The organism is Bradyrhizobium barranii subsp. barranii, assembly GCF_017565645.3.
Taxonomy (GTDB): Bacteria; Pseudomonadota; Alphaproteobacteria; order Rhizobiales; family Xanthobacteraceae; genus Bradyrhizobium; species Bradyrhizobium barranii.
Window position 1 is genome coordinate 10,630,082 of the sequence record NZ_CP086136.1, and the last position, 21,318, is coordinate 10,651,399.

The 21,318-nt window shown below is 64.4% G+C and carries 16 protein-coding genes and 1 pseudogene; 11 read left to right on the top strand and 6 right to left on the bottom strand.

The genetic code is table 11. The annotated features are described in order from the left end of the window. Positions 1–12: 12 nt before the first annotated feature. A complete protein-coding gene (locus tag J4G43_RS51435; protein WP_028149359.1) occupies positions 13–1,335 on the top strand; it encodes an ActS/PrrB/RegB family redox-sensitive histidine kinase in 1,323 nt (440 codons plus the stop codon). 102 nt (positions 1,336–1,437) lie between these two features. After that, positions 1,438–1,992, top strand: a complete 555-nt coding sequence (locus J4G43_RS51440) for an ActR/PrrA/RegA family redox response regulator transcription factor (protein ID WP_014491094.1) — start codon at positions 1,438–1,440, stop codon at positions 1,990–1,992. A 126-nt stretch (positions 1,993–2,118) separates the two neighbouring features. Here the strand turns inward: J4G43_RS51440 and J4G43_RS51445 are convergent, their stop codons facing one another. After that, positions 2,119–2,610, bottom strand: a complete 492-nt coding sequence (locus J4G43_RS51445) for an MmcB family DNA repair protein (RefSeq protein WP_208083658.1) — start codon at positions 2,608–2,610, stop codon at positions 2,119–2,121. Positions 2,611–2,871: 261 nt separating this feature from the next. On the opposite strand from J4G43_RS51445, the gene J4G43_RS51450 reads away from it, so the two are divergent. Then, positions 2,872–4,569 (top strand): alpha-amylase family protein, encoded by a 1,698-nt coding sequence (locus J4G43_RS51450; protein WP_208083659.1) that lies wholly within the window; start codon positions 2,872–2,874, stop codon positions 4,567–4,569. Between the two features lie 37 nt (positions 4,570–4,606). On the opposite strand, the gene J4G43_RS51455 is transcribed toward J4G43_RS51450, so the two are convergent. Then, positions 4,607–6,211, bottom strand: a complete 1,605-nt coding sequence (locus J4G43_RS51455) for an alpha-amylase family glycosyl hydrolase (protein WP_208089213.1) — start codon at positions 6,209–6,211, stop codon at positions 4,607–4,609. Positions 6,212–6,378: 167 nt separating this feature from the next. On the opposite strand from J4G43_RS51455, the gene J4G43_RS51460 reads away from it, so the two are divergent. Continuing rightward, complete coding sequence (locus J4G43_RS51460) at positions 6,379–7,059, top strand: MBL fold metallo-hydrolase (RefSeq protein WP_071909000.1); 681 nt, start codon at positions 6,379–6,381, stop codon at positions 7,057–7,059. A gap of 3 nt (positions 7,060–7,062) precedes the next feature. Here the strand turns inward: J4G43_RS51460 and J4G43_RS51465 are convergent, their stop codons facing one another. Next, on the bottom strand, positions 7,063–7,380 hold the full coding sequence (locus J4G43_RS51465; RefSeq protein ID WP_208083660.1) for a winged helix-turn-helix transcriptional regulator: 318 nt from the start codon (positions 7,378–7,380) through the stop codon (positions 7,063–7,065). 190 nt (positions 7,381–7,570) lie between these two features. On the opposite strand from J4G43_RS51465, the gene J4G43_RS51470 reads away from it, so the two are divergent. Continuing rightward, entirely contained in the window at positions 7,571–7,873 is a 303-nt protein-coding gene (locus J4G43_RS51470; RefSeq protein WP_223153830.1) for a hypothetical protein, read from the top strand. Between the two features lie 22 nt (positions 7,874–7,895). Here J4G43_RS51470 and J4G43_RS51475 read toward each other — a convergent pair whose 3' ends face one another. Both J4G43_RS51475 and J4G43_RS51480 read right to left on the bottom strand, forming a co-directional pair. Continuing rightward, positions 7,896–9,068 (bottom strand): extracellular catalytic domain type 1 short-chain-length polyhydroxyalkanoate depolymerase, encoded by a 1,173-nt coding sequence (locus tag J4G43_RS51475; protein WP_208083662.1) that lies wholly within the window; start codon positions 9,066–9,068, stop codon positions 7,896–7,898. A gap of 139 nt (positions 9,069–9,207) precedes the next feature. Then, positions 9,208–10,620, bottom strand: coding sequence for an MFS transporter (locus J4G43_RS51480; RefSeq protein WP_208083663.1), 1,413 nt, complete (start codon positions 10,618–10,620; stop codon positions 9,208–9,210). 148 nt (positions 10,621–10,768) lie between these two features. Between J4G43_RS51480 and sthA the strand changes: the two genes are divergently transcribed. From sthA to J4G43_RS51495, 3 genes are all read left to right on the top strand, one after another. Then, positions 10,769–12,160: a Si-specific NAD(P)(+) transhydrogenase gene (gene sthA, locus J4G43_RS51485; protein ID WP_208089214.1), complete on the top strand. Its 1,392-nt coding sequence runs from the start codon at positions 10,769–10,771 to the stop codon at positions 12,158–12,160. Between the two features lie 290 nt (positions 12,161–12,450). Further along, entirely contained in the window at positions 12,451–13,686 is a 1,236-nt protein-coding gene (locus J4G43_RS51490; protein WP_208083664.1) for an LLM class flavin-dependent oxidoreductase, read from the top strand. Between the two features lie 138 nt (positions 13,687–13,824). Further along, on the top strand, positions 13,825–15,198 hold the full coding sequence (locus tag J4G43_RS51495; protein WP_208083665.1) for a cytochrome P450: 1,374 nt from the start codon (positions 13,825–13,827) through the stop codon (positions 15,196–15,198). 271 nt (positions 15,199–15,469) lie between these two features. On the opposite strand, the gene J4G43_RS51500 is transcribed toward J4G43_RS51495, so the two are convergent. Next, a complete protein-coding gene (locus J4G43_RS51500; protein ID WP_208083666.1) occupies positions 15,470–16,306 on the bottom strand; it encodes an SDR family NAD(P)-dependent oxidoreductase in 837 nt (278 codons plus the stop codon). Positions 16,307–16,485: 179 nt separating this feature from the next. Between J4G43_RS51500 and J4G43_RS51505 the strand changes: the two genes are divergently transcribed. The 3 genes and pseudogenes from J4G43_RS51505 (at position 16,486) to J4G43_RS51515 (ending at position 20,983) form a co-directional block, all read left to right on the top strand. Next, positions 16,486–17,451, top strand: coding sequence for a sensor histidine kinase (locus J4G43_RS51505; RefSeq protein ID WP_071908993.1), 966 nt, complete (start codon positions 16,486–16,488; stop codon positions 17,449–17,451). Positions 17,452–17,657: 206 nt separating this feature from the next. Next, positions 17,658–19,392 (top strand): annotated as a pseudogene (locus tag J4G43_RS51510) (putative bifunctional diguanylate cyclase/phosphodiesterase). 151 nt (positions 19,393–19,543) lie between these two features. Then, a complete protein-coding gene (locus J4G43_RS51515; RefSeq protein WP_208083667.1) occupies positions 19,544–20,983 on the top strand; it encodes a sigma-54 interaction domain-containing protein in 1,440 nt (479 codons plus the stop codon). The last annotated feature ends 335 nt before the right edge of the window (positions 20,984–21,318 follow it).

Below are 21,318 nucleotides of genomic sequence, written 5' to 3' on the forward strand. Positions count from 1 at the left end.
ACATTGGCCGAGATGACTGAGACTGCCGATACCGATTTCCGCCACGCACAGCGGCATATCCGCCTGGACACGATCTTGCGGCTGCGCTGGCTGGCGGTGCTCGGCCAGCTCGCGGCGATCTTCATCGTGGCGCAGGGGCTGGAGTTCAACGTCGAGATCGTCCCCTGCGTCAGCATCATCGCGCTGTCGGCGGCGCTCAACCTGGCGCTCCAGACCGTGTCCAATCCGCTGCAACGGCTGGAGCCGATGCAGGCGGCCGGACTGCTCGCGCTGAACATCGTGGAGCTGGCGGGGCTGCTGTTCTTCACCGGCGGACTGCAGAACCCGTTCTCGTTCCTGTTCCTCGCGCCCGTGCTGATCTCGGCCACGGCGCTGCCGGCCCGCCTCACCTTCGGCCTCGGCCTGCTCGCGGTGGCCTGTGCTTCGGTCCTGTTCTTCTTCCATCTGCCGCTGCCCTGGGATTCCGACGATCCCCTGGTGCTGCCGCCGATCTATCTCATCGGCATCTGGCTCTCGATCGTGCTCGCGATCGGCGTCACCAGTCTCTACTCGTTCCAGGTGACGGAGGAGGCGCGCAAGCTCGCCGACGCGCTGGCTGCGACCGAGCTGGTGCTGACACGCGAGCAGCATCTGACCCAGCTCGACGGCCTGGCTGCCGCAGCGGCGCACGAGCTCGGTACACCGCTCGCGACCATCTTCCTGATCTCGCGCGAGCTGGAAAAGACGGTGAAGGACCCAAGTTTCGCCGCCGACCTGAAAACCCTGCGCGAGCAGACCCAGCGCTGCCGCGACATCTTGAGCAAGATCACCCAGCTTTCCTCCGAAGGCGCGCCGTTCGACCGCATGAAAATGTCTGAGCTGATCGAGGAGGTGGTGGCGCCGCACCGCGATTTCGGCGTCGACATCAAGGTGCGGATCGCAGTGGCGGCCTTCGCCGAGCCGATCGGCTCGCGCAACCCCGCGATCCTCTACGGCGTCGGCAACATCGTCGAGAACGCGGTCGATTTCGCCCGCACCACCGTCGAGGTGAATGCATGGTGGAACAAGGACACGATCGAGCTCGTGATCTCCGACGACGGCCCGGGCATTCCGCCCGATATCCTTAACCGGATCGGCGAGCCCTATTTGTCGCGGCGGCGCAATCTGGATGACGGCGGCGGCGAGCGGCGTGGGCTCGGGCTTGGCGTGTTCATCGCGCGCACCTTGCTGGAACGCACCGGGGCCAAGGTCTCGTTTACCAACCGGACCTTTCCGGAACACGGTGCTGTGGTTCACATCAATTGGCCGAGAGAGCGTTTTGAGACTATCGAGACGCTCGAAGAAACAATAGGATAGGCCGCGACCTTGCGTCGCACAGCAGGGCCGATCGACTATTTGCGGCCTTGGCACCGCCTGATTGCGACGCCATATGTAGATGTGCAGAGAGAGGACAACACCTTGAACGCCATCGCCGAACTGAATGAACAGACCGACCGCTCGCTTCTCATCGTGGAGGACGACAAGCCGTTCCTGGAGCGGTTGTCGCGCGCGATGGAGACCCGTGGCTTTGCGGTGACGTCGTGTGACACCGTCTCGGATGGCCTCGCGCAGATCGGCAAGGCCGCGCCCGCATTCGCCGTGGTGGATCTGCGGCTCGGCGACGGCAATGGTCTCGACGTCGTCTCCGCGCTGAAGAAGAAGCGCCCCGAAGCCCGCGCGATCGTGCTGACCGGCTATGGCAACATCGCCACCGCCGTGACCGCCGTGAAGATGGGTGCGATCGATTATCTGTCGAAGCCCGCGGATGCCGACGACGTCGTCGCCGCCCTGCTCTCGACCAGCTCGGAGAAATCCGAGTTGCCGACCAACCCGATGTCCGCCGACCGCGTCCGCTGGGAGCACATCCAGCGCATCTACGAGATGTGCAACCGCAACGTCTCGGAGACGGCGCGCAGGCTGAATATGCACCGTCGTACGTTGCAGCGGATTCTGGCCAAGCGCGCGCCGAGGTAACGGTCTCGTAGGGTGGGCAAAGGCGCGTAGCGCCGTGCCCACCGCTTCTACTTCAATCCTGATCGGCTTGGATGGTGGGCACGCTTTCGCTTTGCCCACCCTACGGCGTCCGCGTTCGCCGCGCCGCTATTCCCAAAAATCCGCGTGGCCCTGCGGGTCGACCACACGGTTGATCCGGAGCGCTGCCGCCATCGCGAAACGCACCGTCATCTGCTTGCGCGTGGCGGCGGCGATCTTGTGCTCGGGCGCCTCGCACTGCATGTGCGCGCCATAGGCGTCCGCGATGATCAGGCCAGTGTCTTGCGGAAAGATCTCGCACGGCAGATCCTGCGTGAAGGCGAAGAATAGCCGGTCGCAATGGGCGCGGTATTCGTGCCATTTCTGGTCGGCACGCAAATCCTCGACCGACGATTTGATCTCCACGATCCAGATCTCGCCGCGCTCGTTGAGCGCCACCAGATCGGCGCGCCGGCCCGACGGCAGCGGCAGTTCGCTGATGCAGGTAAAGCCGAGCGAGCGCAGCAGCCGCGCCGTGCCGCGCGCGATCGCCAGCGCCGTCTCGGACTGGCGGCGGTCGGGCGGCGGAACCAGGGCGATGTTGCGGGCGGTGCTGTCCATGGGGGGAGCATAGCCGATTCCGGTGGGCCCGTCATTCCGGGGCGCGACGCAGTCGCGAGCCCGGAATCCATGGCCACAGGGAGAAGTTGTCGGGTGAGCAGGTAACTCCGAGTTTTGGCCAAACTACTCCCTGTGGTTATGGGTCCCGGGCTCGCGACTACGTCGCGCCCCGGGACGACAGCGGAGTGCGGGAACCTCGCCTCCCCCACGCACTTATCACGCAGCCGCCACACCTCGGCGGAGCATCGAGGCTGCTCGCGCATGATCGACGATCTCTGGTACAAGAACGGCGTGATCTACTGCCTCTCCGTCGGCACCTATATGGATGCCAACAGCGACGGCGTCGGCGACTTCAAGGGCCTGCTGCGGCGGCTCGACTATTTGCACGGCCTCGGCATCACCACGATCTGGTTGATGCCGTTCCAGACCTCGCCGGGCCGCGACGACGGCTACGACATCGCCGACTATTACAGCGTCGATTCCCGCTACGGCACGCTCGGCGATTTCGTCGAGTTCACCCACGGCTGCAAGCAGCGCGGCATCCGCATCATCATCGACCTCGTCGTCAACCACACCTCCGACCAGCATCACTGGTTCAAGGAGGCGCGGCGCGACAGGAATTCGCTCTATCGCGACTGGTATGTGTGGTCGGACAAGAAGCCGGCCGGCGCCAACAAGGGCATGGTGTTTCCCGGCGTGCAGAAGTCGACGTGGACGCGCGACAAGGAAGCCGGCGCCTGGTTCTTCCACCGCTTCTACGATTTCCAGCCCGATCTCAACACCTCAAATCCGCATGTGCAGGCCGAAATCCTGAAGATCATGGGCTTCTGGATCCAGCTCGGCGTCTCCGGCTTCCGCATGGACGCCGTGCCGTTCGTGATCGCCACCAAGGGCGCGAAGGTGAAGAAGCCGGTCGAGCAGTACGACATGCTGCGCGCGTTCCGCGAATTCCTGCAATGGCGGCAGGGCGACGCCATCATCCTCGCCGAAGCCAACGTGCTGCCTGAGACGGACATGGAATATTTCGGCCGCGACGGCGACCGCATGCACATGATGTTCAACTTCCACGTCAACCAGCATCTGTTCTATGCGCTGGCATCCGGCGATTCGCGTCCGCTGGCGAAGGCGTTGAAGGCGACCAGGCCGCGGCCGGCCAGCGCGCAATGGGGTCTGTTCCTGCGCAATCACGACGAGCTCGATTTGGGACGCCTGACCAAGGCGCAGCGTGACATCGTGTTCAAGCGCTTCGGCCCCGACAAGGACATGCAGCTCTACGACCGCGGCATTCGCCGCCGCTTCGCGCCGATGGTCGGCGGCGACCGAAGGCGGCTCGAGCTCGCCTACAGCCTGATGTGCACGTTGCCGGGAACGCCCGTCATCCGCTACGGCGACGAGATCGCGATGGGCGACGATCTCTCGCTCCCCGAGCGCAATTGCGCGCGCACGCCGATGCAATGGTCGACCGAGCCGCATGGCGGCTTCACCAAGGACGATAAGCCGGCATGCCCGGTCATCGACACGGGCCCCTACGGCTACGAGCACGTCAATGTCGCAAAACAGCGGCGCGATCCCAATTCCATGCTGAACTGGACCGAGCGCATCGTCCGCATGCGCAAGGAGGTGCCCGAGATCGGCTGGGGCGACTTCGTGATCATTCCGACGCGCGATCCCTCCGTGTTCATCATGCGTTACGACTGGCGCAACAATTCCGTGCTGTTCGTTCACAATCTGGATGAGAAGCCGCGCGAGATCGCATTCTCGGCGGGGCTGTCCGGCGAGGCCGGCGCGCACCTGATCAACCTGCTCGCGGAAGATCACAGCCACGCCGACAAGCGCGGCCAGCATCGCGTCGTGCTGGAGCCCTATGGCTATCGCTGGTACCGCGTCGGAGGGCTGGATTATTTGCTGAAGCGGAGCGACATCGACGGGAATGCCGCGGGTAACAAGCATCCGGGGTAGGTGCATCTCCGCACACGGCCGTCGTCCCCGCGAACGGCTACATGTGTGGCGGCATCACCACCACGCCCTCGTTGCCGCGCAGATCCAGCACGCCTTCCAGCCTCTCGCCCTCGCGATCCAGAAACGTCGACAGCAAGATCTCGCTGTTGAAACGGATCGCGCTGGTGGTCACGGCGATCGGGTCGGGCCCGAGATTGAGCACGACGATGATCGCGGTGCCCTCGGCCTCGCGGCGATAGACCAGCAGATCGCCTTGCGCGGCGATCGGATGGTAGTCGCCCTCGACCAGCGCCGGAGATGCCTTCCGCAAGGCAATCAGCCGCTTGTATAGACTGAGGATCGAACGCGAATCGGCTTCGAGATCGACGACGTTGTCGTGGATATGGTCCTCCGGCAGCGGCAGCCAGGGCCTTACGCCGGAGAAGCCGCTGGCCGGCGACGCATCCCACTGCATCGGCGTACGGCAGCCGTCGCGCCCCACTCCGATGCCGGGCACATTCTTCTCGAAGGGATCGCGCACGTCCTCGGGGGAGATCGCCAGCTGATGCATGCCGATCTCGTCGCCGTAATAGAGCGTCGGCGTACCGCGCAGCGTCAGCAGCAGCATCGCGGCAACGCGCGCCTGCTCCGGCCCGACACGACTCGCGACGCGCGGACGATCGTGATTGCCGAGCACCCAGTTCGGCCAGGCGCCCTTCGGCAGCGCCTTCTCGTAATCCTCGACGATTGTCTCGATCGAGCGCGCGCTCCAGAACGTCGAGAGCAGCGCGAAGTTGAACGGCATCTGCGCGCCGGTGAGATCGTTGCCGTAGTAGGCCATCAGCCGGTGCAGCGGCAGATAGATTTCGCCGATCAGCACGCGGTCGCGATACGCGTCCGTGACGCGCCGCATCTCGGCGATGACGTCATGCACCTCCGGCTGGTCGGTGGAGTATTGCGTCAGGATCCTCTCGTTCGGCGGCCGGCCCTCGACGTAATGCGGGTTCGGCGGGTTGTCGCGGAATTCGGCATCCTTGATCAGGTGCCAGATCACATCGACGCGGAAGCCGTCGACGCCCTTCTCCAGCCAGAACCGCATCGCGTCGTAGATCGCCGCGCGGACATCCGGATTGCGCCAGTTGAGGTCCGGCTGCTCGGCAAGGAAGGCGTGGTAGTAATATTGACCTGTCGTCTCGTCGAACTGCCAGGCGCTGCCGCCAAATTCGGACAGCCAGTTGTTCGGGACACCGCCATCGGCGGCCGGATCGCGCCAGACGTACCAGTCGCGTTTGGGATTGTCGCGCGAGGACCGGCTCTCGACGAACCAGGGATGCTGGCTTGATGTGTGGTTGGGCACGAGGTCGAGGATCAGCTTCACCCCGTTGTCATGCGCAGCCGCGAGCAGCGCATCGAAATCCGCCATCGTGCCGAACAGCGGATCAATGCCGGTATAGTCGGAGATGTCGTAGCCGAAATCGGCCATCGGCGAGGGAAAGATCGGCGACAGCCAGATCGCGTCGACGCCGAGCGATTTCACGTAAGGCAGCCGGCGCAAGATGCCGGCGAGATCGCCGACGCCGTCACCGTCTGAGTCCTGAAAGGAGCGCGGGTAGATCTGATAGAAGATGCCGTCGCGCCACCAATTGTCGCCGCCCTGAGCCATGGCCGGAATACCACTCACTAATCTACCCTGCGCGAGAAAACGCGAAAGGAACGCCCCGGTTCAAACCAGCAGGCCAATTGGGACGGCCGTGTGACGACCGGCTGTTCCCGGGTCTACGACACGAATCTTTTGCTTGGCGGCATGGCAAAAATCGGCATTGTGAGGCCATGACCGAGCAAAACGACACCCAAGAATCCCAACAAGCCAAGGCCGGCGCGATCATCGTCCCCGTGACGCTGTTCGAGCAGAACTGCACCATCATCTGGGACGAGCCCGGCAAGAAGGCCGTGGTGATCGACCCCGGCGGGGACGTGCCGAAGATTCTGGACGCGATCAAGCAGACCGGCGTCACCGTGGAGAAGATCTGGCTGACCCACGGCCATATCGACCATGTCGGCGGCGCGGCCGAATTGCGCGATGCGCTGAAGGTGCCGATCGAGGGGCCGCATGTCGCGGATAAATTCCTGCTCGACAACGTGGTCGAGAGCGGCGCGCGCTTCGGCATGACGGAGGTGCGCAATTTCGAGCCGGACCGCTGGCTCGACGAGGGCGACAGCGTGTCGATCGGCGGCCTGCAGTTCGACATTTTGCACTGCCCGGGCCACTCGCCCGGCAGCGTGGTGTTCTTCAACAAGGACTTGCGCTTTGCCCATGTCGGCGACGTGCTGTTCGCGGGCTCGGTCGGGCGCACCGACCTGCCCGGCGGCAGTCACGCCACGCTGATCAACTCGATCAAGACCAAGCTTTTGCCGCTCGGCGACGACGTCGGCTTCATCTGCGGCCACGGCGCCGGCTCGAGCATCGGCCAGGAACGGATGACCAATCCGTTCATCACCGGCGAGATGTGAGCGCTACTCGGCGGCCTCTGCCAACGCCGCCGTCTCACTGAGGTTGCGCTCGCCCCAGTCGCGGATCGCGGCGACGACCGGCACGAAACTCTTGCCCTTGCGGGTCAGGCGATACTCGACCTTGGGCGGCACCTCGCCAAAATCCTTGCGGTCGATCAGGCCGCTTTGCGTCAGCGCCTTCAATTCGCGGCTGAGCACGCGCGGGGTGATCTCGGCGCTGCCGGCCATGCCGCGCAACAGGCCGCTCCTGATCTCGCCATAGCGGCGCGTACCGTCCCTGAGGTCCCAGACGATGCGGAGCTTGTACTTGCCGCTGATCATCTTCTGAAACGCAGCGACCGGGCAGGCGCGAGCCGGAATTGCCTTTGCCCTGTTGTCTCCTCCATGCGCAGCCAGCTTGCGGGAGGATAGGAGCGACGTCGAAAAAGTCCATACTATCAATTTTGTCCATACTTGCAGGATCGCCCGCAAGGCGCAGATGATGGCGCACATGACGAACAGGGAGCGTCACATGAAGCACTTCATGATCAGGTACGAATTCAGGAACGGCACGACGGAAGCCTGGCACCAGGAGATCGGCCGCTTCATCAAGGCGATCGAGGGCGATCCGGAGTTGAAGGGGCGGATCGGCTATCGGGTCCTGAAGAACCGCGACGACGCCAGCTACTTCCACCTCGCCAGCGTCACCGACGAGGCCGCGCAAAAAGCGCTGCAATCGCGCGACTTCTTCAAGGCCTATCAGGAGATGACGCGGAAGGTCGCCGGCGGCGAGGTGACGGTGGCGCCGATCGAATGGATCGATCAGACGGCGTAGCCGTCGCTTATCGAGCGACGAACTACTTCATCAATCCCGCGGCGGTCAGTGCGCGGGTGATGATCTGGCCGAGATCGAAGCCGCGAGCCGCCTCGCGCTTCGGCTCGGCCGGCTCTTCGGCGACGGCGGCGCGGATCGAGCGGGCGAGATGCGGCGCGGGTGAAAGCGCCGGCTTCAACGTCCCGGGCCCGGCCTTCTTCCCGGCCGCGTCCGGAATCCAGCCGGTGAGGCCGAAGAACTTTGCGATGTGGTACGACGAGGAGATACCGGCCTCGATCAGGAACGCGCCTTCGATGCCGTAACGCTGATCATTGTCGGCGAGGCCGAGCGGCGTGCCGTGTGCCATGTCGGTGATGGCGTAGGACTCGACCAACGTCTCGCCGTCCTTGTTCCACCAGGCCTGGCGCGGATAGCCGTCGACAATGGTCTCCGCCATCGGCACGGCCGGCAGGTCGTGCAAATCGAGCCACTGCTTGACGATCTCGCTGGCATTGCCGGGATTGACGGTGCGGTCGGCGCTGCCGTGCCACACTGACATCTTCGGCCACGGCCCGCGATGGTTCGAGGCCCGCCGCACGAAATCGCCGAGCTCGCGCTCCGGCCGCTGCGGCGAATGAAACATGCCGTCGAGCGCCTCGCGCAAATTCGACGCGATGCCGTAGGGAAGTCCAGCGATGATCGCACCGGCCGCAAAAACTTCCGGATAGGTCGCGAGCATCACCGACGTCATGCCGCCGCCGGCGGAGAGACCGGTGATGAAGACGCGCTTGGGATCGATGCGGTGTGCTTCCGCCATATGCGCAATCATCTCGCGGATCGACCGCGCCTCGCCGCCGTCCCGCGCAGTGTCTTCCGGATTGAACCAGTTGAAGCAGGTGTTGCCATTGTTGACGCGTTGCTGCTCGGGCATCACCAGCGCGAAGCCGTAATGCTTCGCGAGCGTCGACCATCCCGCGCCGAGATCGTAAGCAGCGGCGGTCTGGCCGCAGCCATGCAGCACGACGACGAGCGCGCGCGGCTTCTGGAGCTGCGCCGGCACGAACGCGAACATGCGCAAGTTTCCGGGATTGTCGCCGAAGCCCGTGACTTCTTCCAACGGGCTGGACACGTCCGCGCTCCGGCCGAATTCGGCAAGGCGCAGACCATCCACCTTTGGCAGATGTCTCAAGAGAGCGAGATTTTTGGCAAGCGACACGGCAACTCCTGGCAGGCGACGTTCAACGTTCACCCAAACCAAATAGTTGCTGCGGTGCAAAATAAAAAGCCCGTGTGCTGTCTATCACCCGAAATCACGCAAAAATCCGCAGGAATACGCATGAATTAACCGCAATGCCTCAACTTCGTGCAGAGACGCGGCGCATCCACGCCAGAAATGCGGCGCAGATCGTGATTAACGCCGCAAACGCGGCGAGCGAAACGAAGAAGCCTGCGCGCGCCGATTGCAACGCTTCAACCGCAAAGAACGCCGCGCCGATTGCGGCCACTCCGGCCGCATTTCCGATCTGCGCTGTCGTGCCGTACATGCCGGACGCCGAGCCTGCCGCGACAGGCTTCACCGTCGAGAGCACCGCACCGGATAGCGGCGCCATCACCAGCCCCTGCCCGTAGCCGAAGATGATAATGACGAGTGCGAGCAGGATCGGCGCCGGCGCATCGATATAGCCCGTGACCAGCGCGAGTGCGGCGAGGCCTGCGATCTGCAACATGCAGCCTTCGATCAACACCTTGGTCCCGCGATGGCGCGCCCGCGCGCCGCTGTGACGCGACGCGACCACGAAAGCCAGTGCCAGCGGAATGAAGGCCATGCCGGCCGCGAGCGGCGGGATCTTCAGGCCGCGCTGCATGAACAGCGTCATGACGAGATAGAACGAGAGATTGGCGACGAAGAAAAAGAACGCCGCGCCGAGCCCACGCAGGAAGGCTGCGTCGGACAGCAGCGTCAGATCGATCAGCGGCATGCCGCCGGCGCGCGCCACTGCATGCTCGAGCTTCAGGAACGCGACAAGGATCGCGCCGCCGCTTGCCATCACGGCCCATAGCCACGGCGCCCAGCCGACATCGTGACCGAACAGCAGCGGTCCGATCAGGCACAACAGCCCCGCGAACAGCACCATGCTCCCCTTGATGTCGAGCCGCGTGCCGGCCCGGCGCGGCACCGACGGCATGATGCGCCAGGCGGCGGCCGCAATGACGAGGCCGCAGGGCACGTTGACGAAGAACACCGAGCGCCAGCCGGTCCCGGCGAGGTCGATCGTGACCAGGAGACCCCCGAGCAGGAAGCCTGCGGCGCCCGCAAGCCCCAGCACGATGCCGTAGATGGCGAAAGCGCGGCTGCGCTGCTCGTCAGTGAACAGCAGATGCAGCGTCGCCAGCACCTGCGGCACCATCAGCGCCGCAGTCGCGCCCTGCGCCAGCCGCGCGATGATCAGCTCCGCGCCCGATTGCGCCAACCCGCACCACAGCGAGGTCACCGTGAAGCCGAGCACGCCGGCCAGGAAGACATTCTTCGTGCCGTGGATGTCGCCGAGGCGGCCGCCGGTGACGACCAGCGTGGCGTAGGCGATCAGATAGATCGCGATGACGGATTCGATCTGCGCCGGCGTCGCATGCAGATCGACCGCGATGGTCGGGATGGCGACGTTCACGATGAAGGCGTCGACGCCGAACATGAATTGAGCAGCGACGACGATCGCCAGCACGCCCCAGCGGCGCGACGAATCGACCTGTTTTGTGACGGTTTGATGCATTTTCGCGCGAGCCTTCGGCGATTTATTTGCGCGCAAAACTCGCAGATCGGCGTCATTGGCGCGATTACCTCCGAGGTAGGACTTGCCGCTTTGGCCCGATTGCTGCATGGCAATTCCCGCTGGTTTTGCGGGCTCGGAAGTCTTCCGGATGTACGACTACGACATGGTGGTGATCGGCTCGGGCCCGTCGGGGCGCCGGGCTGCGGTACAATGTGCCAAGCTCGGCAAGGCCGTGCTGGTGGTGGAGAAGGGCCGGCGGGTCGGCGGCGTCTCGGTCCATACCGGGACGATTCCTTCAAAGACCCTGCGCGAGACCGTGCTCAATCTCTCCGGCTGGCGCGAGCGCGGCTTTTACGGCCGCTCCTACAAGGTGAAGCAGGACATCGCGGCGAGCGACCTGATGATCCGTCTTCAGAAGACGCTCGACCACGAGGTCGAGGTACTCGAGCATCAGTTCAGCCGCAACCTGGTGCGCACCGCCAATGGCGAGGCGCGGCTGGTCTCACCGCACGAGGTCGAGATCACGAGCTCAATTGGCGAGGTAAAGGTGGTGTCGGCCGCCTTCATCCTGATCGCCTGCGGCACGCGCCCGTTTCGCCCCGACTACGTGCCATTCGACGGCACCACCGTGCTCGACAGCGACGAGATCATCGAGCTGCCAAAGCTGCCGCGCAGCCTGGCTGTGATCGGTGCCGGCGTGATCGGCGTCGAATACGCCACCATCTTCAGCGCGCTCGACGTGCCGGTGACCCTGATCGAACCGCGGCCGACCTTCCTCGATTTCATCGACAAGGAATTGATCGACGAATTCGTGCACGAGCTGCGCGATCGCAACGTCGCGCTGCGGCTCGGCGCCAAGGTCAACTCGATCGAGAAGACCGCGCAGGGTGGCATCATCACGCATTTGTCGGACGGGCGGCACGTCACCACGGAAATGCTGCTGTTCGCGGCCGGTCGCGTCGGCGCCACCGACCGGCTCAACTTAGAGGCCGCCGGTATCGTCGTCGACCATCGCGGCCGCATCTCGGTCGATCCCGTGACCTTGCAGACCAGCGTGCCGCACATCTACGCCGCCGGTGACGTGATCGGCTTTCCGAGCCTTGCTTCCACCTCGATGGAGCAGGGACGCGTCGCCGCCTGCCACGCGCTCGGCATGGAGCCGCTCGCACCGCCGGAGTTCTTCCCTTACGGCATCTATTCGGTGCCGGAGATATCGACCACAGGGCTCACCGAAGAAGAGGTGCGCACACGCGGCATTCCCTACGAGGTCGGCATCGCACGCTTCCGCGAGACTTCCCGCGGCCACATCATGGGGCTGAACAGCGGCATGATGAAGATGATCTTCTCGACCAAGACGCGCCGGCTGCTCGGCGTGCACATCCTCGGCGAAGGCGCCACCGAGCTGATCCATATCGGCCAGGCCGTGCTGAATCTCAAAGGCACCATCGACTATTTCATCCAGAACACGTTCAACTATCCGACGCTGGCAGAGGCGTACAAGATCGCCGGGCTGGATGCGTGGAACAGGATGACGCGGTAGCGGCGTTCTTCGCGGCGAATTTGGCGAACAGTCCCATTGCGGCCAGCCTTCGAGACGACCGCTGCGCGGTCTCCTCAGGATGAGGTCTCGCTTCGCGGCGAGGTATTAGACCCTCATGGTGAGGAGCCCGCGAAGCGGGCGTCTCGAACCATGCAGGCCAAGCAGGTCGTTGCAGCGTCTCAACGCATGCCTGCATTCCGCCGCGCGGGACACCACGCGATTGCCATCGCTATCGCCAGCACGTAGCCTCGCCACCTCAACAAGCAGAAGATTCAGCCGGAGAGAACGCCATGGCGCGCCTGAAGTTCGGAGCCTTCCTTGCCCCGCATCACCCGATCGGGGAGCATCCGATGCTCCAGTTCCGGCGCGATCTCGACCTGGTCGAGCAGCTCGACGCGCTCGGCTATGACGAGTTCTGGTGCGGCGAGCACCATTCCTCCGGCTGGGAGATGATCGCCTCGCCCGAGATGTTTCTGGCCGCGGCCGGCGAGCGCACCAAGCGGATCAAGCTCGGCACTGGCGTGGTGTCGCTGCCCTATCATCATCCCTTCAACGTCGCCCAGCGCATGGTGCAGCTCGACCACATGACCGGCGGCCGCGCCATTTTCGGCTCCGGTCCCGGCGCGCTGGCGTCGGACGCGCACACGCTCGGCATCGACCCGATGACGCAGCGCGACCGCCAGGACGAGGCCATCGGCGTGATCCGCCGCCTGTTCAACGGCGAGCGCGTCACCGCGAAGAGCGACTGGTTCACCATGAACGACGCCGCGCTCCAGATCCTGCCCTTGCAGGAGGAGATGCCGTTCGTGGTGGCCTCGCAGATCTCGCCCTCGGGCATGACGCTCGCCGGCAAATACGGCATCGGCATCATCTCGCTGGGCTCGATGACGACGCAGGGGTTGATGTCCCTGCAACAGCAATGGCAGTTCGCCGAGGACGCCGCCAAGAAGCATGGCACCAAGGTCGATCGCGCGAACTGGCGCGTGCTGCTGACCTGGCATGTTGCCGAAACGCGCGAACAGGCCCGCCGCGAAGCCGGCGCCGGCCTGATGCGCTGGCACAACGAATATAATGTCGGCACGCTGCAGCGGCCGGGCCTGACGGCGTTCGCCTCGCCCGACGAGGCCGTGGACAAGACCGCTTTCGTCGACGGTGCGGCCTCCGTGATCGGTACGCCCGACGACCTCGTCAAGATGATCAAGAACGTGATGCAGGTGTCGGGCGGCGTCGGCGCCGTGATCGGCTTCGTGCACGATTGGGCCAATCCCGAAAATACCCGCCGAAGCTGGGACCTGGTGGCGCGTTACGTCGTGCCGGAGATCAACGGCTATATCGACGGACTGCGCAAGTCGCAAAAGTTCGTGATTGAGAACCGCGCGATCTTCGAACGCGCCGGGCAGGCCGTGATGGCGAAGATCATGGAGAACGAGAAGGCCGCAGAGGCCTTGAAGGTGACCGGCGCCGGCCGCGTCGCCATTCCCGCCGTCAACGCCCCGGATTTGCAGAAGGAAGCGGCGAAGCGGTAGGCCCGTCGGAACTACGCTTGTAACGACGTTCACAAGAAAGACATACCGGCCTGTGCTATGCTGACCCCGGTCAGCTGGCGCGGGTCGTAGTCATCTGTATTCGCGCGCCTGTTCGGTCGGTCAACCGGAGCAATCGTCATGTCGATGCAGAATGTCGCCCCTGCGCTTCCGTTCACCGCACCCAGGCGCAACGAGCTGACGCACATCCCCGGCGACGAGGGCTGGCCGATCATCGGCAAGACCTTTCAGGTGCTCGCCGATCCCAAGGGACATATCGAAGCGAACGGCGCCAAATACGGCCCGGTCTACCGCACCCATATTTTCGGCGAGACCAATGTCGTGCTGCTCGGGCCCGAGGCCAACGAGCTCGTGCTGTTCGACCAGCAAAAGCTGTTCTCGTCGACACACGGCTGGAACAAGGTGCTGGGCCTGTTGTTTCCGCGCGGCCTGATGCTGCTCGATTTCGACGAGCACCGGCTGCATCGCAAGGCGCTGTCGGTCGCGTTCAAGTCGGGGCCGATGAAGTCGTATCTGAGCGATCTCGACCACGGCATCGCCGCGCGCGTCGCGCAGTGGAAGGCGAAGCCCGGCGAGATGAAGCTCTATCCGGCGATGAAGCAGCTCACGCTCGACCTCGCGGCGGCGTCGTTCCTCGGTGCCGATATCGGGCCGGAGGTCGACGAGATCAACCGTGCGTTCGTCGACATGGTCGCGGCCGCCGTCGCCCCGATCCGCCGGCCGCTGCCGGGCACGCAGATGGCCGCCGGCGTGAAGGGACGCAAGCGCATCGTCGCCTATTTCCGCGAGCAGATCCCGCTGCGACGCGGCAATCACGGCGGCGACGATCTGTTCTCGCAGCTCTGTCGCGCCACCCACGAGGATGGCGCCCTGCTCTCCGAGCAGGACATCATCGACCATATGAGCTTCCTGATGATGGCGGCGCACGACACGCTGACCTCGTCGCTGACCTCCTTCATCGGCGAGCTCGCCGCCAATCCGGACTGGCAGGATAGATTGCGCGCGGAGATTCTTGCGCTGGGGCTCGCACCGGGTTCGCCGAGCAGCTTCGACGACCTCGAAAAAATGCCGCTGTCGGAGATGGCGTTCAAGGAGGCCCTGCGGATCAAGCCGCCGGTGCCGTCGATGCCGCGCCGTGCGATGCGCGATTTCACCTTCAAGGGTTTTACGATTCCGGCCGGTACCGCCGTCGGCGTCAATCCGCTCTACACCCACCACATGAAGGACATCTGGCCGGAGCCCGATCGCTTCGATCCCTTGCGCTTCACCGAGGAAGCCCAGCGCAACCGGCATCGCTTCGCCTGGGTGCCGTTCGGCGGCGGCGCGCATATGTGCCTCGGCCTGCACTTCGCCTACATGCAGGCAAAATGCTTCGCGCGGCACTTCCTGCAGAACATCGAGGTGTCGCTGGAGCCGGGCTACAAGCCGGACTGGCAGATGTGGCCGATCCCGAAGCCGCGGGATGGCTTGCGGGTGCGGGTGAAGGCGGTGTAGGCGCCCTCGCCGTCATTGCGAGCGAAGCGAAGCAATCCAGGCTGTTTTTGCGGAAACAGCCTGGATTGCTTCGTCGCTTCGCTCCTCGCAATGACGCAAGTTGCAGAGATATCGCGGGCTCAACTCTCGTGCCCCGGACGCGCTGCAGCGCTTGCGCCCCTGCGCAGAGCCGGGACCCAGCAAGCCAGAGGGTAAGCTGCGGATAGATGGGCCCCGGCTCTGCGGAGCGGCACTTCACGCCGCACCGCATCCGGGGCTCGAGACCTATCCGCTACGCCTCATCAAACGCCTTGCGCAACGCTGACAATCCCTGCTGCTGCTGGCTCCAGTTGCGACCGCCGGTGATGGCGCCGTCGATGACGAGGTCGTGGCCGTTGATGAAGCTCGACTCGTCGCTCGCCAGGAACACCGCAGCAAGGGCGATGTCATCAGGAATGCCGGCGCGCGGGATCGGCTGCGCGGTCTTGTAGACATCGCGCATCACCGCCGGCGTCTTCTCGGCGGCCTCTGTCGACAGCCCCAGCGCCTTGCCGAAAATGCCGGTCGCGATCGCGCCGGGCGAGATCGAGTTGACCCGCACGTTGGACTCGCCGAGCTCCATCGCCACGCATTTGGTGAGATGGATCACCGCCGCCTTGGCTGCGCCATAGACGACCGAGGAGGAAAAGCCGGCGAGACGGCCTGCAATGCTGCCATTGTTGATGATGCTGCCAGACCCCTGCTTCTTCATGACGGGCGCGGCATGCTTCATGCCGAGCATGACGCTGCGCACCAAGGTCGCCATCGCCGCGTCGAACCGCTCGACATCGAGGCCTTCGATGCCCCCGGTCTGCGCCGGGCCGCCGGCATTGTTGAACAGGCAGTCGATCCGGCCGAATTTCTCCACCGCGAGCGCGATTAGCGCCTGCATCTGCGCTTCGACCGTCACGTCGGTCTGGCGAAAGATGCAGGCGGCCCCGAGCTGCTTCGCCAGCGCCTCGCCTTCCGGTATGCGCCGCCCCGCGATCACAATTTTGGCACCTTCAGCAACGAAGACTTCCGCGGTACGCAGGCCGATCCCGCTCGTCGCGCCCGTAATCACCGCAACCTTGCCATCCAGCCTACCCATGGAATGTTCCTGTTTTCGAATGATTTGATGTCAAATGCCGGACGCCGATCGATCTCGGCGCCGCGACAGTCACTATTCCTGCCGGTCTGCGACAAGGCAAGCTTTGCTTGTGCATGCGACATGCGTAACATTCCCGCTCCTTTCTCGATTTACGCGCGCATAGCGCAACCGGGCCGGGCATGGAGAAGCTGATCGACGAATTCCGCAAGGGCTGGCAGGGCGTGGCAGCGCCATCGCTCGCTCTGAGCCTCGGCTTCGCGGTCGCCTGCCTGCTGGTTGCGACGGTGGCGCGCTGGGGTCTCGCGCATGTGCGGCCGGACGTCTACTTCACCCCGTACTTTCCGGCCGTGTTCTTCGCCGCCGCATTCGGCGGGTTGCGGATCGGCATCATCACCGCGCTGGTCGGCGGCGTGCTCGGCGTCGTCGTCAATTTCAGCGACGCTCTTGCCGATCGCTCCAGGTTCACCTTGCTGACCCTTTATTGGGGCGTCTCCGCACTCACGATCTGGGGCGTCGAGCATTATCGCGGGATGCTGGCGGAGCAGCGCCGGATTTCCAAACGCCTGATCGAGGAAGAAGACTATCGAAAGCTGCTGGTCGACGAGCTCCAGCACCGGCTGAAGAACAAGCTGTCGACCGCGCACGCCGTGCTGCACCAGGTGCTGCACGACCAGCCGCAGGTCTGGGCCCGGATCGACCCGCGGCTACGGTCGCTGGCTGCAACCGACGATCTGATCTCGCGGATCGACAAGGGCGGCTGCGACATCCGCGATCTCCTGATCGCGGAGCTCGGACCTTACGGCCATGTCCGCTTCACGCTCAACGGCGACCGGCTGTTCCTGCCGCCGAAGCTCGCGGTCACGCTGTCGCTGATGTTTCACGAGCTCGCCACCAACGCGGGCAAATATGGTGCGTTCTCCGCGCCGCGCGGATTATTGCAGGTGTCGTGGACCGTCAGCGGCGACCGTCTGACCGTCACCTGGGACGAAACCGAGGGCCCGAGCATCGACAAGGTCTCCGAGCCCGGCTTCGGCACCAAGCTACTGAAGTCAGCGCTGTCGGCTTTCGACGGCAAGTCCGAGGTCTCGTATCTCAAGACCGGCCTGCATTGCATCATGCAATGCCGCATCCCGCAGAACGGTTAGACGCGTTACGAGCGCAAGAGACGCGCGCTCCGCTCGCAGTTTCGCTGCGCGCGTTGACGCTCCGTTAATGACGATGGGTCGGGCGCGTCGCATCGCCGCAAAACACCCCCGTATTTCTCCGTACCCCTTAACCAAACCTAAGAGGGAACTGCGCAAGATCGCGTCCATTGCAAAGGCGCGTTGAAACAACAAGATTCATGACTTCTATGAACGACAACAGATATTCCGGCGCGAGTGAAGCCGAACTCGGATTTCTCAAGGAAATCGTTAGAATGCTGCCTGCCGGTCTGACCGTGCAGGATGCGCAGGGCGAGCTTCTGCTGGTTAACGATGTCGCGGCCGCCCAGCTCGGCATGGACGGCAGCCGTCCGTCGCCCGATCTGACGCCGCGCCGGGAAGCCTGCCAGCGGGCACTGAGGTCCGGCGAGGCGGTCATCTCCGAGGAAGCGCTCCAGGACGGAGCCGCACGCCAGGTGCTGCTGACCACCCATCGCCCCGTCCGCGTTGCCGGACGCGAGCTGCTGATCTCGGCGTCCTCCGACATCACCGAACAGAAGAACTTCGAGGACCAGCTGTTCCGCTCGGCCTATTTCGACGAGCTGACCGGCCTGCCCTCGCGGCGCGTGATCGAGCATCGCGCCGGCAGCCTGCTCGCGCGCGACGGCAAAGGCGAGCGGTTCGCGCTCGCCTTTCTCGACGTCGACAATTTCAAGCACATCAACGACTATTACGGCCACGCCGTCGGCGACGCGCTGCTGGTCGAGCTGTCGAAGCGGCTCGGGCGCGACTTGCGCGATTCCGACATGCTGTCGCGCATCTCCGGCGACGAATTCCTGCTGCTGCTCTCCCCGATCCAGAGCCAGGAGGAAGTCGCCGAATTCATGCAAGCGACGCTGGAGCGGCTGACCGCACCGTTCTTCATCGACAATTCGGAAGTCTTCGCCTCCACCTCCGTCGGCGTCAGCCTCTATCCCGACCACGGCCGCAGCTTCGAGACGCTGCGCCAGAACGCCGACATCGCGATGTACCGCATCAAGAACAGCGGCAAGGGATCGGCGGCCTTCTTCGACGCCAGCATGGAGCGCGAGGCGCTGGCGCGGATGAAGATCGAGCAGTCGCTGCGGCTCGCCATCCTCGAAAAGCGCTTCTGCTGCGCGTTCCAGTCCAAGGTCGACATCCGCACCCAGGCCGTGACCGGCATCGAGGCATTGGTGCGCCTGCGCGACGACGAGGGCGTGATCCAGGCGCCGGGCTCGTTCATCAACCTTGCCGGCGAATTGGGACTGATCGACGAGCTCACCCATCTCGTACTCGCCGAGATCGTCAAGTCGATCGACCTGATCAACGACAGCTTCGGCGCGGAAGCGACCATCAGCATCAACGTCGCCGCCAAGCAGGCCGGCAACCCCGAATTCATGCGCAGTTTCGCGCGGGCGCTGGACGACCGGCTTTCCACAGCGCTTCATGATCGAGGTGACGGAAGATGCCTTCGTCGCCAAGAATCATTTCCAGACCGAGATCCTGCCGATGTTCCGCAAGCTCGGCGTCGGCATCTCCATCGACGATTTCGGCACCGGCTATTCCTCGCTCTCGGCGCTCGCCGACATCACCGCCGACGAGATCAAGATCGACCGCTCGTTCATCACCGACATCCATAAGCGCCCGCGCAGCCAGGGTATCTTGCGCGCGATCGAATCCCTGAGCGAAGCGCTCGGGATGACCGTGATCGCCGAAGGCCTCGAATCCTACGAGGAGCTGGCCTATCTCCAGGCCGCGACCAAGATCCGCTACGCGCAAGGCTATTATTTCGCCCGGCCGATCTTCCTGGAGGAGCTCAAGCTCGCCACGCCCACCTCCAGCGAATCCCGTCCCGGCGTGTCCAACCGCCCGACGCAGCAGAACCGCCAGGGCTATTCGCGGGCGAGCGGGTATCGGCGGTAAGGCGACAACGGCGCAACGAGTACCGCCGTCGTCCCGGGTTCGCTTCGCGCCCCCGGGACGACGGCAATTGCTGAGCTGCTTACGTGCCATTTCCCCCTTTGAAATTACTGCCCTTTTGCTAATACACAGGCGGACTTCCCTGAGGTACGCCATGCCCTCCTCCCCAGACGTCAGCGATCCCGCCTATGTCCGCGCGCGGGCGATGGTGACGCTGTTCGAGCGGCTGGAGCATCTGTGCGAGGGCGCGATCGCGATCGATCGCGGTGGGCGGGTGATCTACGTCAACGAGAAATATCTGGCCTCGCTGGGCCTCAAGCACACCACCGAAGCGATCGGCCGGCCGATCGAGGAGATCATCCCGAACAGTCTGATGCGGAACGTCGCCGAGAGCGGCGAGCCGATCCTGCTCGACATCATGGAGCTCGGCGGCGAGCAGCTCGTGGTGACGCGCATGCCGATCGAGGACGAGGACCGCAACGTTATCGGCGCGATCGGGTTCGTGCTCTACGACCACCTCGAGAGCCTCAAGCCGCTGCTCGCCCGCGTCACCCAGCTCGAGAGCGATCTGCGGCTGGCGCGGCGGCAATTGTCCAACGCCCGCGCGGCGCGCTTCACCCTTGCCGATTTCGTCGGCACGACAGCGGCGATTGCGCAGGCCAAGGAGTTCGCCAAACGCGCGGCGCGGCAGAGCGTGACCGTGCTGCTCACCGGCGAGACCGGCACCGGCAAGGAGCTGCTGGCGCAGGCGATCCACAATGCGTCCTCGCGCGCGGAAAAACCGTTCGTCAGCGTCAATGTCGCGGCGATCCCGGAAACGCTGATCGAGTCCGAATTCTTCGGCACTGCTCCGGGCGCCTATACCGGCGCCGACCGCAGGGGGCGCGAGGGCAAGTTCCGGATCGCCGATGGCGGCACGCTGTTCCTCGACGAGATCGGCGAGATGCCGCTGCAATTGCAGGCCAAGCTGTTGCGCGTGCTGCAGGAGCGCGAGATCGAGCCGCTCTGCTCGGACAAGATCAGCAAGGTCGATGTGCGCGTCATTGCCGCGACCAATGTGGATTTGCGCAAGCGCGTCAGCGACGGCGCCTTCCGCGCCGATCTCTACTACCGCCTCAACGTGCTCTCGATCGACCTGCCCCCTCTGAGAAAATGCCTCGACGACCTGCCCGACATCTGCGCGCGGCTGATCGAGGACATCAGTGCCTCCGGCGACTTCCTCAATGCCAGGATCACGCCGAGCGGATTGTCGGCGGTCGCGCGCTACGACTGGCCCGGCAACGTCCGCGAGCTCCGCAACATTCTGGAACGCGCACTGATCCTCAGCGATTCCGGGCGCCTGACCGGCGACGATTTCGTTCACATCCTGCCGGTCAGCGCGGAGGCCGGCCCTGGACCGGTGCCGCAGATGACCGGCTCGGTCGTGCCCTATGCCGAAGCCGAGGCGGAGTTCGAGAAGCAGACGCTCGAGCATGCGCTCGCCGCCAGCAACGGCCAGATCTCGGAAGCCGCGCGGATGCTGCGCATCTCGCGCGCGACGTTCTACAAGAAGCTCGCCAAGTTCGGACTGGCGTCGGGAGCGCCGCCCGTCTGACTTTCGAGACGGCACGTGTCCGGAGTCTCGGACTCCTGACACCGTCATATCGGCGCTCGCCTGTGGCATTCGCGCGTGATCCGCCGCAATTTCAGGCATTCCCGCGCAAAGCTCCGGATCTGGCGCAGGGCTTGCTCTAAGGCGGCCTGAGGAAACGCAAGGGCTGATGTGAAGCCAGGGGATCGTTAACGCGAACTCGTCGCGGCCTGCGACGATCCGGCACGCGCACGTCAAGAGACTGTCACATGCGCCTCGTGCAAGCTCCGCCGGAAGGTGGAATTGCAATGTATGCACACTTGTGCAAATCGCTGTGATCAAGGCAGTTCATTCAAGGA

Coding starts and splice junctions, on each gene's coding strand:
- J4G43_RS51465 (WP_208083660.1), bottom strand. CDS start 7,380: ATGATCAGCGGCAAGTACAAGCTCCGCATCGTCTGGGACCTCAGGGAC.
- J4G43_RS51470 (WP_223153830.1), top strand. CDS start 7,571: ATGAAGCACTTCATGATCAGGTACGAATTCAGGAACGGCACGACGGAA.
- J4G43_RS51515 (WP_208083667.1), top strand. CDS start 19,544: ATGCCCTCCTCCCCAGACGTCAGCGATCCCGCCTATGTCCGCGCGCGG.
- J4G43_RS51460 (WP_071909000.1), top strand. CDS start 6,379: ATGACCGAGCAAAACGACACCCAAGAATCCCAACAAGCCAAGGCCGGC.
- J4G43_RS51450 (WP_208083659.1), top strand. CDS start 2,872: ATGATCGACGATCTCTGGTACAAGAACGGCGTGATCTACTGCCTCTCC.
- J4G43_RS51435 (WP_028149359.1), top strand. CDS start 13: ATGACTGAGACTGCCGATACCGATTTCCGCCACGCACAGCGGCATATC.
- sthA (WP_208089214.1), top strand. CDS start 10,769: ATGTACGACTACGACATGGTGGTGATCGGCTCGGGCCCGTCGGGGCGC.
- J4G43_RS51495 (WP_208083665.1), top strand. CDS start 13,825: ATGTCGATGCAGAATGTCGCCCCTGCGCTTCCGTTCACCGCACCCAGG.
- J4G43_RS51500 (WP_208083666.1), bottom strand. CDS start 16,306: ATGGGTAGGCTGGATGGCAAGGTTGCGGTGATTACGGGCGCGACGAGC.
- J4G43_RS51455 (WP_208089213.1), bottom strand. CDS start 6,211: ATGGCTCAGGGCGGCGACAATTGGTGGCGCGACGGCATCTTCTATCAG.
- J4G43_RS51480 (WP_208083663.1), bottom strand. CDS start 10,620: ATGCATCAAACCGTCACAAAACAGGTCGATTCGTCGCGCCGCTGGGGC.
- J4G43_RS51445 (WP_208083658.1), bottom strand. CDS start 2,610: ATGGACAGCACCGCCCGCAACATCGCCCTGGTTCCGCCGCCCGACCGC.
- J4G43_RS51490 (WP_208083664.1), top strand. CDS start 12,451: ATGGCGCGCCTGAAGTTCGGAGCCTTCCTTGCCCCGCATCACCCGATC.
- J4G43_RS51505 (WP_071908993.1), top strand. CDS start 16,486: ATGGAGAAGCTGATCGACGAATTCCGCAAGGGCTGGCAGGGCGTGGCA.